12 protein-coding genes and 1 tRNA gene are annotated in these 12,960 nt (G+C 69.2%); 4 read left to right on the forward strand and 9 right to left on the reverse strand.

The window, feature by feature from the left end; all coding sequences use genetic code 11:
- The first annotated feature begins 18 nt into the window (after positions 1 to 18).
- Positions 19 to 957 carry a sulfotransferase gene (locus ASD30_RS19760; RefSeq protein ID WP_162251027.1) on the forward strand — a complete coding sequence of 313 codons (939 nt, stop codon included), beginning with the start codon at positions 19 to 21 and terminating at the stop codon, positions 955 to 957.
- A 19-nt stretch (positions 958 to 976) separates the two neighbouring features.
- Positions 977 to 2,143: a glycosyltransferase family 4 protein gene (locus ASD30_RS19765; RefSeq protein WP_056685887.1), complete on the forward strand. Its 1,167-nt coding sequence runs from the start codon at positions 977 to 979 to the stop codon at positions 2,141 to 2,143.
- Here the strand turns inward: ASD30_RS19765 and ASD30_RS19770 are convergent.
- The 6 genes from ASD30_RS19770 to msrB form a co-directional block, all read right to left on the reverse strand.
- Entirely contained in the window at positions 2,126 to 3,049 is a 924-nt protein-coding gene (locus ASD30_RS19770) for an NAD-dependent epimerase/dehydratase family protein (RefSeq protein WP_056685890.1), read from the reverse strand. The genes ASD30_RS19765 and ASD30_RS19770 overlap by 18 nt on opposite strands.
- Positions 3,049 to 4,044, reverse strand: coding sequence for a GDP-mannose 4,6-dehydratase (locus ASD30_RS19775; protein ID WP_056685893.1), 996 nt, complete (start codon positions 4,042 to 4,044; stop codon positions 3,049 to 3,051). Before ASD30_RS19775 ends, ASD30_RS19770 begins: the two co-directional genes overlap by 1 nt.
- Positions 4,041 to 5,201 (reverse strand): glycosyltransferase, encoded by a 1,161-nt coding sequence (locus ASD30_RS19780; protein ID WP_056685896.1) that lies wholly within the window; start codon positions 5,199 to 5,201, stop codon positions 4,041 to 4,043. The genes ASD30_RS19775 and ASD30_RS19780 overlap by 4 nt, the downstream gene beginning before the upstream one ends.
- Before the next feature lies 1 nt (position 5,202).
- Complete coding sequence (locus ASD30_RS19785; RefSeq protein ID WP_162251028.1) at positions 5,203 to 6,117, reverse strand: sulfotransferase domain-containing protein; 915 nt, start codon at positions 6,115 to 6,117, stop codon at positions 5,203 to 5,205.
- 22 nt (positions 6,118 to 6,139) lie between these two features.
- Positions 6,140 to 8,617: a malectin domain-containing carbohydrate-binding protein gene (locus ASD30_RS19790; RefSeq protein WP_056685902.1), complete on the reverse strand. Its 2,478-nt coding sequence runs from the start codon at positions 8,615 to 8,617 to the stop codon at positions 6,140 to 6,142.
- Positions 8,618 to 9,004: 387 nt separating this feature from the next.
- The gene (gene msrB / locus ASD30_RS19795) at positions 9,005 to 9,409 is read right to left on the reverse strand and encodes a peptide-methionine (R)-S-oxide reductase MsrB (protein ID WP_056685905.1); all 405 of its coding nucleotides are present in this window, start codon (positions 9,407 to 9,409) and stop codon (positions 9,005 to 9,007) included.
- A 52-nt stretch (positions 9,410 to 9,461) separates the two neighbouring features.
- Here msrB and ASD30_RS19800 point away from each other — a divergent pair, with 52 nt between their 5' ends.
- Complete coding sequence (locus tag ASD30_RS19800; RefSeq protein WP_056685908.1) at positions 9,462 to 10,541, forward strand: DNA polymerase domain-containing protein; 1,080 nt, start codon at positions 9,462 to 9,464, stop codon at positions 10,539 to 10,541.
- Positions 10,542 to 10,658: 117 nt separating this feature from the next.
- Here the strand turns inward: ASD30_RS19800 and ASD30_RS19805 are convergent, their stop codons facing one another.
- From ASD30_RS19805 to ASD30_RS19815, 3 genes are all read right to left on the reverse strand, one after another.
- Positions 10,659 to 10,919, reverse strand: coding sequence for a GlsB/YeaQ/YmgE family stress response membrane protein (locus ASD30_RS19805; RefSeq protein ID WP_235530178.1), 261 nt, complete (start codon positions 10,917 to 10,919; stop codon positions 10,659 to 10,661).
- A 108-nt stretch (positions 10,920 to 11,027) separates the two neighbouring features.
- Positions 11,028 to 11,570, reverse strand: a complete 543-nt coding sequence (locus ASD30_RS19810) for a hypothetical protein (protein ID WP_056686115.1) — start codon at positions 11,568 to 11,570, stop codon at positions 11,028 to 11,030.
- A gap of 18 nt (positions 11,571 to 11,588) precedes the next feature.
- The gene (locus ASD30_RS19815) at positions 11,589 to 12,674 is read right to left on the reverse strand and encodes an ATP-dependent DNA ligase (protein ID WP_056685911.1); all 1,086 of its coding nucleotides are present in this window, start codon (positions 12,672 to 12,674) and stop codon (positions 11,589 to 11,591) included.
- A gap of 193 nt (positions 12,675 to 12,867) precedes the next feature.
- Between ASD30_RS19815 and ASD30_RS19820 the strand changes: the two genes are divergently transcribed.
- A tRNA-Gln gene (locus ASD30_RS19820) sits at positions 12,868 to 12,946 on the forward strand.
- Positions 12,947 to 12,960 lie beyond the last annotated feature (14 nt).

Here is a 12,960-nt window from a genome sequence, read left to right on the forward strand (position 1 = left end):
CGGGAGAGCATCGACCACATGACCCCAACCGGCCCTGACTTCGTTGTCGCGGGTTCGGCACGGGCAGGGACCACCGCCCTGATCGAGGGACTGCGCGCCCATCCTCGGGTCTTCGTCACCGATCCCAAGGAACCCCACTACTTCGCGATGCACGGCACCCGGCCCGACTTCCGTGGGCCGGGCGACCAGCTCTCCATCAACCGGGCCGCGGTCACGGACCGTGACGACTACCTTGCGCTCTACCCGCGGGACTCGGGTCTCGCCCTGGGCGAGGGCTCCGTGTCGACGTTGTACTACTACCAGCACGCCCTGCCCGAGCTGCTGCGGATGAACCCGGACGTCCGGGTCGTCGTCCTCCTGCGCGACCCGGTCGCGCGGGCGTACTCGAGCTTCCAGTACCTGCGCTCCCAGGGCCGTGAGCCGGAGGAGGACTTCCTCGCGGCGGTCCGGGCCGAGCCCGAGCGACGGGCCGCGAACTGGCACCACCTGTGGCATTACACCGCGATGAGCATGTACGCCGACGCGATCGGCGCCTTCCGGGAGCTGCTGCCGCGCGACAACCTGGGGATCTGGTTCTACGACGACCTCGAACGCGACTACGCCGCGACGCTGGCCGAGGTGCTCCGCTTCCTCGAGCTCCCCGAGGTGCCCGGGCTGGGGGAGCGGATGCCGCGGGTGAACATCTCCGGGACACCGCGCTTCCGACACGTCCAGCAGGCACTCTGGAAGGCATCGGCCAGTCCCGGACTCCGTCGTACCGCCCGACTTCTGACCAGCTGGCGGTTCCGGGAAGCGGTCAAGAGCCGGATCATCCGCCGGGACCCGTTGCCCGCCGAGATCACGCGCAGCCTGGCCCCGCTCTTCGAAGCGGATCTCCTGCGCCTGCACGACTTCCTCGCCGACGACGTCGACCTGCCCGCGTGGCTGGAGCCGAGGAGCCGGGCCCACCTCCGTTGAGGACGCGGACCGGGGGGCGATGACGATGCGACTGGCGATCAACGGACGATTCCTGCTGCAGGACGTCACCGGCGTGCAGAAGGTGGCCATCGAGTTCGTGCAGGCTCTGGACGCCATGCTGGACGAGGGTCTCCTCCCCGGCCTGGAGGTGGAGCTGCTGGCGCCGGCGAGGGGGTCGCTCGTGACCACGCCGGACTTCAAGGCGATCCGGCTCCGGAGAGCGGGAAGGTTGAACTCGCACGCCTGGGAGCAGCTGGAGCTGCCCCGGCTGGCGGGTTCGGATCCCTTGCTCTGCCTGGGAAATCTCGCCCCGCTCGCCCTGTTGCTGCGTCGTCGGCGCCGGGTCCACACGATGGTCCACGACCTGTCCTACAAGTACTTCCCCAGCGCCTACAGCCGCGGCTTCCGGCTCCTCTACAGCCTCGTCATCCCGGTCGTGCTGGCCCGGTCCGAGCGGGTCTACACCGTGTCCCGGAGCGAGGCCGCGGCCATCCGCCACCACTACCGGCGCCTCGTCCCCGCTCATCGCCTGGTCGCCGTGCAGAACGGCGGCGGCGAGGGCGCCGTCGAGGCCCACCCCAGTGACCGGCCGGCTTCCCTGGAGCCCGGGGCGCCGGAGGTGCCGACCCTCCGGGCACGCGAGCGTCGCTGCCTGTACGTCGGCTCGCTGACCAAGCGCAAGAACGCCGAGGGGCTGGCCCGTGTCGCCGTCGACCTGGTCCGCACCACCGACCTGGACTTCGTGTTCGTCGGGGCCGGCGGAGCGAGCTTCGAGCAGATCGGCTTCGCGATCCCACCCGAGCTCGAGGGGCGCATCCACTTCCTCGGCCAGATCAACCAGCCCGAGCTGATCGAGGCCGAGTACAGGCGCGCCAGCGTCTTCGTGTTCCCGTCCTTCTACGAGGCGTCGCCGCTCCCTCCGGTCGAGGCAATGCGGTTCGGCACTCCGGTCGTGGCGGCCGACATCCCGAGTCTTCGCGAACGCTGCGGCGAAGCGGTGCTCTACTGCGACCCGGCCGACGTCGGCTCGATCAGCGCCCAGGTGCGACGCGTGGTCGAGGACGACGCACTGTGGGCCGAGCTCCAGGCCGCCGGTCTGGACAACGCAGCGCGGTTCTCGTGGCGGGCACAAGTACAGGGCGTGCTCGAGCACGTCCTGGCCCAGTCGTCATCCGTCCGACCGTGAGACCAGGATGTCGGCGAGGGTCGACTCCAGCGAGCGCGTCGCCGTCCAGCCGGTGGCCCGGCGCAGGGCCGAGGGATCGCCCTCGACCAGCGGCGGATCGTTGGGACGGACCCGGTCGGTGTCGAGCTCGACGCGCACCGAGGGGCTGCCCAGCAGCTCGGTGACCAGCTTGAGCAGGATCTCGCCCGACACTGCCCGGCCACTGCAGACGTTGAAGACGCTGCCCGGCTCGACGTCGGCCTCCAGGAGCAGGCGGTACGCCGCGGCGACGTCCCGGACGTCGGTGTAGTCACGGCTCGTGGCGAGGTTGCCCACAGGCACCGCGGCTCCCGTGTCCCTGGCGTGTGCGACCGCGGTGAACAGGTCCGGCACCAGGAAGCCACTGCCTTGTCCCGGACCGACGTGGTTGAACGGGCGGCCGACGACCGTGGAGAGCCCACGGCGGGCGTAGTACGCCGCGATCGACTCGACGGCCAGCTTGCTCACGACGTACGGCGACGTCGGGGTGGTGCGGCCACGTTCATCGATCGGCATCGACTGTGCGGGGTCGTAGACGGCCCCGGTGCTCACGACCAGCACGCGGGCCCGGCTGCCACGCTCCTGCAGTGCGGCGCACAGTGACGTGGTCATCGCGGTGTTGGCCGTGATGTAGCCCTGCGGATCCTCGAAGGACGGCCCCACGGCGGACAGGCCCGCGAGGTGCACGACGGCGTCGACGTCCGGCAGCGACGGCGGGCCCGCGACCAGGTCGACGGCAAGGTAGTCGGCGAGGTCCGTCGCGAGCTCTGTCCGGGGCCCGGGCTCCTGCGACAGGCCGACGACGTCGTAGCCGTGCGCGCGCAGCTCGCGCACGAGGTGGGGCCCGACGAATCCGTTGACCCCGGTGACCAGCGCCGTGTCGTTCATCAGGCGCGCGGTGCGGTCAGCCTGATGTCGTGCTGCACCATGCGGCTGACCAGCGCGGGGAAGTCCACCTCGCGCTTCCAGCCGAGGACCTCCTCGGCCTTCGAGGGGTCGCCGAGGAGGATGTCGACCTCGGCAGGCCGCATGAACTCAGGGTCCTGACGGACGTAGGGCCGCCAGTCCTCGATGCCGATCTCGAGGAAGGCCAACGCGAGGAAGTCCTCGATCGAGTGGGTCTCGCCGGTGGCGAGGACGAAGTCGTCCGGCGCGTCGTGCTGGAGCATCTGCCACATGCCGCGCACGTAGTCGCCGGCGTAGCCCCAGTCCCGCTTCGGCCAGAGGTCGCCGAGCACGATGTCGGCCTGCAGTCCGTGATGGATCCTCGCGACGCCGTCGCTGATCTTGCGGGTGACGAACTCACGCCCACGCCGCTCGCCCTCGTGGTTGAAGAGGATCCCGCAGGTCACGAACATGCCGTAGCTCTCGCGGTACGTCTTCGCGATCCAGTGGGCGTAGAGCTTGGCGACGCCGTACGGGCTGCGCGGGTGGAACAGCGAGTTCTCGTTGTAGCCGGTGCCCGGACGGTTGTAGTCCAGTCCGCCGAACATCTCCGAGGTGGAGGCCTGGTAGATGCGGATCTCGTCCGCACGCCCCGAGGTGCGCACCGCCTCGAGGAGGTTGAGCACGCCCTTGGCCGTCACGTCGGCGGTCAGCTGCGGGTTGCGGAACGAGTAGCCCACGTGGCTGATTGCGCCCAGGTTGTAGATCTCGTCCGCCTCGGAGGTGAGGACCGACGCGAGCATCGAGGTCGGATCGATCAGGTCGGCCTCGAGCAGCCGGACGTAGGGGAACTCGGCCACGAACTCCTCCCGCCGGGCGTTCCGCTGGCCGCGGATCAGCCCGAACACCTCGTAGCCCTGGTCGTGCAGGTGCTCCGAGAGGTGTTGCCCGTCCTGGCCGGTGATGCCGGTGATGAGTGCCTTCCGCGGCTCGGTCATGCGATCCCCCTGATGTGTCGACCCGCGGTGCGGGTGTGCTCTGCCGGTCGTGCGAGGTCGAGCACGTGCTGCTCGATGGTGGAGAGGAACTCCGACTCCGAGAACCGCTCGCCGTGGGCCATGATCTCGCCGGTCGACCACGTGCGTGCGAACAGCCGCCGGATGCCGTCGGCGATCCTGGCCGGCTCGGGGGCGTCGAAGAAGACCGCCGTCCGGTCCTCGACCATGGTGTCCAGGAAGCCTCCCGCGGCCAGCACGACGCTCGGCTTGCCGAACGCCGCGGCCTCCAGCGGGGTGAGCCCGAAGTCCTCGTGGCTGGCCGCGACCAGGGCCGCGGACCGCTCGTAGACCGTGCGCATCTGGCCGTCGGTGAGGTCGCGGAGGAAGGTGACGTTGGCGGGCAGGTCGCGGGTGAGGTTGTCCCACTCCGGACCGCGCCCGACCACGACGAGGTGGCGGTCGGGGAGCTCCCGGAAGGCCGCCACCACCTTGTCGACGTTCTTGTAGGGCAGCAGCCGGGACACGCACAGGACGTAGCTGCCCCGGTCGACCGCCGGTTCGTCGATCGCCTCGGCGGCGACGTCGAGCAGGGGCGCGCACGAGGGCGCCGGGACGATGGTCGAGTCGAGTCCGTAGGCGTCGCGGATCCGCGCCTGCACGACGGTGGAGATCGCGAGGTACCGGTCCGCGGCGCGTGCGTGGCGCCGGTCCCACTCCCTCAGCGGCGTGGAGACCGCGCGCAGCCCCAGCCGGGTGAGCACGGCCGACTCGCCCGAGAGGTAGACGCCGGACTGGTAGAGCCAACGTGCGGGGGAGTAGCAGTAGACCAGCTTCTTGTGGTCGCCACCGACCCCGTGGGCCCACCCGCTGCTGCTGGCGATCACGACGTCCGCGTCGATGGTCATCTGGGACATCGCATGGGCCAGGAACGGCAGCGCCTTGCGGTGGTCGGAGCGGAAGGCCCTGACCCGGTTCAGCGACGAGGTGCGGATGTCCAGTCCCTTGAACTCGGGGAAGGTGGTCTCCGGCTCGTAGAGCGACGTGTAGATCGGCGCGTCCGGGAACCCCTTGGCCAGGGAGAGCACGACGCGCTCGGCGCCGCCCCGCTGGGTGAGGTAGTCGTGGGCGATCGCCACCCGAGGTCTGGTGATTCGCATGTCAGCTCCAGTGCAGGTCGCGGCCGAGCCGCTCGTAGAGGGCCTGGTTCCAGGGCCGGTAGTACTCCCGCAACCGGTCGCGGGTGCGTGGGTCGATCGGCGGCTTGGAACGCTCGTTGTAGGTCTTGAGATCGATGTCCGGGCACACCCGCAGGCCCAGGAACTCCTGGACCCGGGCGAAGACGCCTGCCGGGTCGTCGTACATGTCCTCGGCCCGCAGGACCAGGGTCTGCTCCTCCGGATACACGTCGAGCCAGGTCGGCAGGTGCTCGACGTACCGGCCCCGGGCCAGGTAGGTGAACTGGTCGTGCTCGAGGGAGTAGTACGCCGGGTCGCCCCGCAGGCGATCGTGGTCGACCCCGGCCAGGCGGCCCTCCTCCGCGTCGATCGCCGCCTCGAACGTGGGCAGGGTCTCGGTGCCGGCCGCGACCCTGTCCCAGTAGTTCGAGTAGGCCCGGCTCACCGGGTTGCGCAGGACGGCGATGATCTTCGCGTCCGGCACGACCGAGTGGGCCCGGCCCGCTGCCGCGGGGTGGAACATGTAGTAGGGACTGGCCTCGCCCACGACGGCCCCGGGGTGCCCGGCCCGGAACCGTTCGGTCGGGAAGTGGCCCCGGTACCAGTCGACGCCCTCGTGGAAGCTGATGTCGAAGAAGTGGGCGCTCTTCAACGGCTGGAAGGAGGGGAACATCCTGAGGTTGTCGGGGTGCTGGATGAGCCAGTTCGTCAACGACGACGTTCCCCCCTTCTTGGACCCGATGATCAGGTAGTCCGGCAGCGGACGGCGAGCAGCGGTCTGCTCGCCGTACCGCCGGACCAGGGAACGAACAGCCAGTTGGGCGGGCCGAGGAGTCCTGCGGCGCAGGACCTGGAGAGCCCGAGGCATCTCCACGCCGCGTACGGGTTGTGACGTCATGGTCATGACCGTGTGCGTCCTCTCACGGAGCCCTGAGGAACAGGGCCCCAGTGCTCCAGTCGTGGCCGTCGACGGAAGGACCGCTGAGGGTCTGGACCGTTCCCGGCACCGCCCCGCTCTGCCACTGCACGGTCTGCAGCGTTCCGTCGCTGTTGCTGAAGTGGAGCTTGCCGTTGGCCAGGAATCCGCCCCTGACGGTGCTCCAGTTGATGCCCGATCCGGTGTTCGGTGCGGTGAACCGCACACCTCCGACGACCAGGCTCTCCGGGGTGAAGTACCGGTAGTAGAGCGTGTTCTGGCCGTTGAGCGTGAAGTAGAGACGGCCGGTGGTCCGGTCGAACCACATCGCCCGCATCTGCGTCAGCTCGGAGGCGAACGCGGTCAGCCCGTTGAGGTTGATGTCCCTCGGCGTGCCGAACGTGGTGCCGTTGAACGGGCGCCAGGTGAAGGTGCCGTCGGTCCAGCCGTTGTAGAGCCTGCCGTCGGCCATGAACGCACCGTGCGCGCTGCTCCAGTCGACGTTGCCGTTGCCGACCTGGGTGGTCGTGCCGGCCGCGGTCTCGGTCAGTCCCGTCCGGTAGACGTCGTCGTCACCCACGGGAGGCGGCGGGACGATGTCGGGCCGGACGATCTCGATGGCACTGATCAGCGGGTTCTCCACCACGTGGCCCAGGTCGATGTCGACGTTGCCGTCGTTGGCCGCGGCAGAGATGTTGAAGGACTTCATCGTCCCCGTCGAGTGGCCGACGTCGGCCGCGATGTCGTAGTTGTCGAGCACCGTCTGGCCCTCGACGCTGACGTCGAAGACCCGCTGTCCCGGGAACTGCGTGCCGTCGTACCCGTTGGCGAAGTAGAGGCGCACCTGCAGCGGCACACCCGTGGTGACCGGGAAGTTCCACTGCATCTCCGGGTCCCCGTTGGGGTCCCAGCGCTCGTCCGCGAAGACCTCGGTCGGCGTGGCCGTGGGAACGCTGGCGTTGCGGCCGAAGCCCTGCGTCCAGCTGGCCGCGTTGCTGCCACTGTTGCGGTACGCCGAGTTGGCGTCCTGGTCGGCTGCCCAGTTGGCGTAGCCGTCCGTGGAGGGAACCTCGGGGCCGCCCGCGTTGACGCGGTAGACGATCGGACTGGGACCGGTGGGTGCGACGACCCGGCCCAGCTGGAAGGCATCACCGGGAAGGCTGCCGGTGTCGTCGTCGGGGAGGATCTTCCCGTCGACGAGCGGCATCAGCCCGACTCGGCCGGCCGGCTGTCCACCGAGGGTGGTGCCGTCGTGGCCGATCCAGAGGCCTTCGGCTGTGGAGTTGAAGCGCATGACTCCCCAGCGGAGCGGCAGCTTGCCGGCGTTCCAGGTCAGCGGGAGCCCGTTGCGCACGTCGAGTGCGGCCATGCCCGAGCGCTTGACCGTGCCGGGACCGATGCAGTCACCGCAGTAGGCGTTGTTCGTCCACCGGAAGTGGCCGCCGATGTAGACCGCGGAGCCGGTGATGTGGACGGCCGTGCCGGAGTCACCGCCGAGGTAGTCGACCCAGGTCGGCTGCTGGCCGGCGCCGCTGCGGGCGGTCTCCCATCGTGCGATCGAGTCGCAGAGGGTGCCGGAGTTCGCCCCGCCGTTGAAGGCACCGCCCGTGGAGATGGCGAAGTAGCTGCCGTCCGGGGAGGTGTCGACGCCGGTCGTGTACGTCGGGAAGTTGCCGGAGCACGTCGTCGAGTAGCGCGTGGTCGACCAGTCGGTCAGCGCCGCCGTGGCGCCGCTGGTGTCGACCATCGCGACCTGGATCCGGCTCTGGCCGTTGACGTTGCGGAAGTTGCCGACCGCGATCAGCCGCGAGCCGTCCGGAGTCATCGCGAAGCGCTCGATGCCGACGCCGGAGAAGCCGGACGGGATGGTCGCCGTCGTGGAGCTCCGGAAGACGTCCGTGAAGGTCAGGTCGACGTGGTTGGTGAGGGCGCCGGTGTTGGGGTCGAGGGCGACCAGCGCCGTGTGCGGCTGGCCTCCGACCACGCTGAAGTAGCCACCGACGTAGAGCCGGCCGTTCTTCAGCTCCACGTCCATGACCTTGCCGTCGAACCCGGGCGACCGGAAGGTGGTCATCACCGCGCCGGTGTTGACGTTGATGCGGGCGATCCGGTTGGTCCGGGAGACCCGGTTCACCGAGCCGAACTGGCCGGCGACGAACACGCTCACCCCGTCGCCGGCGGGGACGATGTCCCAGACCCGGGAGCCGATGGTCGGCACGAAGGTGTTGCTGATGGTGCCGTTGGAGTTGAAGGCGAAGATGTTGTTGCGGGTGACGGCGTTTGCCGCGCCCCGTGCCCGGACCCTGGTGAAGGATCCACCGACGACCGTGACGTTGCCTACCGTGGCCGTTCCCCACACTCCACCACCGTCCTCGACGATGGGAGTCCAGGTCGCGGGCACCCTGGCGACCACCCTGTCGTGGTCCTCACCCGCCGTACTCGGGCTCGTGGCGGACAACGCCGTGAGCACGAGGGCAGCCACCCCCAACCCCACACCAAACCTTGCAGACCTTCGCATCTCTACACCCCTTGGCTCGAGGGGGTACGAGATGCACCCCCCATGACGTAAGCCCGCCTGTAGCCGCGTCCCTGAGCCGTCGGCGTCTACGGATGAGTGCAACTCTGCTGAGATCTGGGCGTCGGCGCCTGCCCAACGTTGATGAAAATTGGGCCGGCGCGCTGAGATCGGCCCGTGGCCGAGCGGTCCCTCGGCGTGGTCGGGCGCGCAGGTGGCCCGTTCGGGGGGTGTGGGTGTGGCGCCGTGGGGGATGCGGAACGCCTCGCAGGACGAGTATGCCGTGCGAGTGGGTGCGGTCAGGCCCGGCCAGGCCCGGCCTCGGGCTGGGTCAGACCTGGGCCTCGGGCTGGGTCAGGCCTGGGCCTTGGGCTCCAGCGTGAGGGAGATCGAGTTGATGCAGTAGCGGTCACCCGTGGGGGTGCCGAACCCGTCGGGGAAGACGTGGCCGAGGTGCGAGCCGCAGTTGGCGCAGCGCACCTCGGTGCGCTTCATGCCGAGGGAGGAGTCGTCGATGTATTCCACCGTGTCGGTCATCGGCTGGTAGAACGACGGCCAGCCGCAGCCGGAGTGGAACTTGGTGTCGCTGGTGAACAGCTCGGCCCGGCACGCCTTGCAGCGGTAGACACCGGTGTCCTCGGTGTCGGTGTACTTGCCGACGAACGGGCGCTCGGTGCCGGCCTGCCGGAGCACGGCGTACTCCTCGGGGGTCAGCTCTTCACGCCACTGCTCGTCCGTCTTCTCGACCTGGTAACCCATGGCGCCGAGTCTATTCCGGTGCCTCAACTCCCCGGGCGGTAGCGTGACGGCCATGGCGAAGGCAACAGCCGCAGAGGTCGACGTGGACGGGCGCGCGGTGCGCGTCTCGAGCCCGGACCGGGTGATCTACGAGGCCACCGAGCACACCCCCGAGGTCACCAAGCTGATGGTCGCGGAGTTCTTCGCGTCCGCCGGAGACGGGCTGATGCGGGCGTTGCGGGACCGGCCGACCGCGCTGGAGCGCTGGCCCTCCGGCGTGCGTGAGGGCATGAAGCTGGCGACCGGTCCGCAGGACAGGAACGCCGACGCGTTCTACCAGAAGCGGGTGCCCAAGGGGGCTCCCGACTACCTCGAGACCGTGCAGGTCACGTTCCCGTCCGGCCGCACCGCCGACGAGATCTGCCCGACCGAGCCGGCGGTCCCGGTCTGGTGTGCGCACATGGGCACGCTGACCTTCCACCCCTGGCCGGTTCGCCGCACCGACGTCGACCACCCCGACGAGCTGCGCATCGACCTCGACCCCCAGCCCGGTACGACGTTCGCCGACGCCGTGCGAGTCGCGGGGGTGGCCCGCGAGCTGCTCGAGGACGTCGGCATCACGGGCTTCGTGAAGACCAGCGGCAACCGTGGCGTGCACATCTTCGTGCGCATCGAGCCGCGCTGGGACTTCGTCGACGTACGCCATGCCGCGATCGGCTTCGGGCGCGAGCTGGAGAAGCGCGACGACGGCGTCACCACCGCGTGGTGGAAGGAGGAGCGGGGCGAGCGGATCTTCGTCGACTTCAACCAGAACTGTCGCGACCGCACGATCGCCTCGGCGTACTCCCTGCGGCCGTTGCCCGGTGCAACCGTCTCGACACCGGTGACCTGGTCGGAGCTGGCCGACCTGAGGGACCCGCGGGCGTTCAACCTGTTCACCGTGCCGGACCGGCTCGCCGACGGTGACCCCTGGGCGACGATCGACGACGTGCACCACGACCTGACCCCGCTGATCGACTTCTACGAGAGCTCGGGGCTGGGCGAGATGAACTATCCGCCCGACCACCCGAAGATGCCGGGAGAGCCGCCGCGGGTGCAGCCGTCGAAGAAGGTCGCCGAGCACTGGGACGAGGACGGCAACCGCATCGAGTGACCGTGCGCCTCCCTCGTCGGTTTCCCCGGTGCACCGGGGAAACATGAACTCCCCGGCCGAAATTTCGCCCGGGGAGTTCATGTTTCGGCCGGGAGGTCCTCCCGGCAAGGTCGTTGCTCAGACCTTCTTCTTGCCCATCGTTCCTTCGGCCACGCCGATCAGCACGATGGCCGCGATGACGCCGACGATGGTGCCGATCACGTTCAGCTCGAAGATCTCTCCGGTGCCGATCAGCGAGGCGATGATGCCGCCGATCAGGGCGCCGGCGATGCCGAGCACGAAGGTCATCACGAGGCTGATGTTCTGCCGGCCGGGCTTGAGAAGGCGGGCCACGACGCCGATGATGATGCCGATGACGATGAGTCCGAGGATCTGCATGCTCACTCCTACCGGTTCATGCCGCGCGACGTTGCACGGCGTACCACTCGAATGTAGACGCAACCGGGCCGAAATGGTGGGACGCTGTGGCCGGTCAGCTCGTTCGGCTCAGACGCCCGTGATGCCCTCGCCGTAGCCCTCGGCCTGCTCGTCGAAGGTCTCGCGCTCGAGCAGGTGGAGCACCGGAACGCCGATCTTGCGGCGGGCACGTGAGGTCCAGTCGACGTGGAAGAACTCGGCCACCACGTGCGGCCGGGTCAGGATGATCGCCTCGCGACCGTCGTGCTCGGTGACCGCCGCGGAGAGCGCGTCGATCGGGTGCTCGTGGACGACCTTGCCGTCGGCCGTGGCTCCGGCCTTCTTCAGCGCAGCCAGGGTGAGGGCGAGCTCGCGCTCGGAGTGGTCGAGGCACTCCTTGCGGACCTCGGCCAGGTCGACCTCGCCGATTGCCATCGCCGGGGCAGCCATCACCTCGCCCGCGGCCAGTGAGCCCATCGCCGCTTCGACCCGGGCCGCGGCGTCCTCGACGGGCATCAGCACGTGGTAGACGACCGGCTCCTCGAGCTCGTTGTGCAGTGAGGTGACCTGCGTTGCGTCTTCGTCGGAGAGCGCCTGTTCGCACAGGAGAACGACGTCGTAATGAGTAGCCATGATCATGCCTCCGGATCGTCAGCTGATAGAGAGAATTCTACCCAGGTCGTAGGAAACCGGCTCCTCGAGCTGGTCATATCCGCACGACTCCGGATCACGGTCCGGACGCCATCTCTTGAACTGTGCCGTGTGCCGGAAACGACGGCCCTCCATGTGGTCGTAGCCGACCTCCAGGACCCGCTCCGGACGCAGGGGAGTGAAGGACAGGTCCTTGCCTGCACTCCATCTCGACTGGGTGCCCGGCACCCGATCCGGGTTGGCGGTGAGGAACTCGTTCCAGCGCCCCCACGGGTGGTCGGCGATGTCGCAGACCAGCGGCTGCAGCTCGGCGATCAGCTGGGCGCGACGGGCCGCGGTGAACGAGGCGGAGACCCCGATGTGCTGCAGCTCGCCGTCGGCGTACAGCCCGAGGAGGAGGGAGCCGAGCAGCGGTGCCTCGGGGGTCGACGTCTTGTGCTCGCGGTAGCCGGCCAGCACCACGTCGGCGGTGCGGGAGTGCTTGATCTTGAGCATGGCGCGCGCGTTCGGCTGGTACGTCGCACCGAGTGGCTTGGCGATCACGCCGTCGAGTCCGGCACCCTCGAACTGCTCGAACCAGTCTTCGGCCTCGGTCGGATCGGTCGTGGTGCGGGTGAGGTAGCACGGCCCGGCCAGGCCGACGAGTGCTTCCTCGAGGGCGGTACGTCGCTCGGCGAACGCGCGGTCGACGTACGACGTGTCGCCGAGGGCAAGCAGGTCGAAGGCGACGAAGCCGGCCGGTGTCTTCTCCGACAGCATCTCGATGCGCGAGGCGGCTGGATGGATGCGTTCCTGGAGGACCTCGAACTCCAGCCGGTCGCCCACCGCGACGAAGAGCTCGCCGTCGAGCACGCAGCGGTCGGGCAGCTGCTGGCGCGCGGCGGCCACCACCTCGGGGAAGTAGCGGGTCAGCGGCTTCGTGTTGCGTGAGGCGAGCTCGACCTCGTCGCCGTCCTTGAAGACCAGGCAGCGGAAGCCGTCCCACTTGGGCTCGAACGAGAGGCCGTCGTGCTTCGCCGGGTCGGGGATGCCCTTGACCGGCTTGGCCAGCATCGGTTGCACGGGTGGCATGACGGGCAGGTCCATGGCTCGACACTAGGGCAGATTGTCGCCCGCCCGCAGGAGGCCAGTAACCTGTGGCCACACCTCGCCCAGAGCGAGGGCGTTCCCCGGTTGGTCTGCCGGGCGTGGCTGCCAGCCCCGCCAGGCGGGACGGGGATCGATCCCCGGTTGGTCTGCCGGGCGTGGCCTCCAGCCCCGCCAGGCGGGACGGGGGCATTCCCCGGTTGGTCTGCCGGCAGGGCCCGCCTGACTTTGAATCAGGACTAGCGACGTAGGTTCGACTCCTACCCGGGGAGCAAATTCCGTTGCG

Source organism: Nocardioides sp. Root140 (assembly GCF_001426745.1).
In the GTDB taxonomy this organism is placed as follows: domain Bacteria; phylum Actinomycetota; class Actinomycetes; order Propionibacteriales; family Nocardioidaceae; genus Nocardioides.

Excerpts from the sequence above, each read along its gene's own strand:
- ASD30_RS19760 (WP_162251027.1), top strand. The coding sequence starts at position 19 with ATGACCCCAACCGGCCCTGACTTCGTTGTCGCGGGTTCGGCACGGGCA.
- ASD30_RS19765 (WP_056685887.1), top strand. The coding sequence starts at position 977 with ATGACGATGCGACTGGCGATCAACGGACGATTCCTGCTGCAGGACGTC.
- ASD30_RS19770 (WP_056685890.1), bottom strand. The coding sequence starts at position 3,049 with ATGAACGACACGGCGCTGGTCACCGGGGTCAACGGATTCGTCGGGCCC.
- ASD30_RS19775 (WP_056685893.1), bottom strand. The coding sequence starts at position 4,044 with ATGACCGAGCCGCGGAAGGCACTCATCACCGGCATCACCGGCCAGGAC.
- ASD30_RS19780 (WP_056685896.1), bottom strand. The coding sequence starts at position 5,201 with ATGCGAATCACCAGACCTCGGGTGGCGATCGCCCACGACTACCTCACC.
- ASD30_RS19785 (WP_162251028.1), bottom strand. The coding sequence starts at position 6,117 with ATGACGTCACAACCCGTACGCGGCGTGGAGATGCCTCGGGCTCTCCAG.
- msrB (WP_056685905.1), bottom strand. The coding sequence starts at position 9,409 with ATGGGTTACCAGGTCGAGAAGACGGACGAGCAGTGGCGTGAAGAGCTG.
- ASD30_RS19800 (WP_056685908.1), top strand. The coding sequence starts at position 9,462 with ATGGCGAAGGCAACAGCCGCAGAGGTCGACGTGGACGGGCGCGCGGTG.
- ASD30_RS19805 (WP_235530178.1), bottom strand. The coding sequence starts at position 10,919 with ATGCAGATCCTCGGACTCATCGTCATCGGCATCATCATCGGCGTCGTG.
- ASD30_RS19810 (WP_056686115.1), bottom strand. The coding sequence starts at position 11,570 with ATGGCTACTCATTACGACGTCGTTCTCCTGTGCGAACAGGCGCTCTCC.
- ASD30_RS19815 (WP_056685911.1), bottom strand. The coding sequence starts at position 12,674 with ATGGACCTGCCCGTCATGCCACCCGTGCAACCGATGCTGGCCAAGCCG.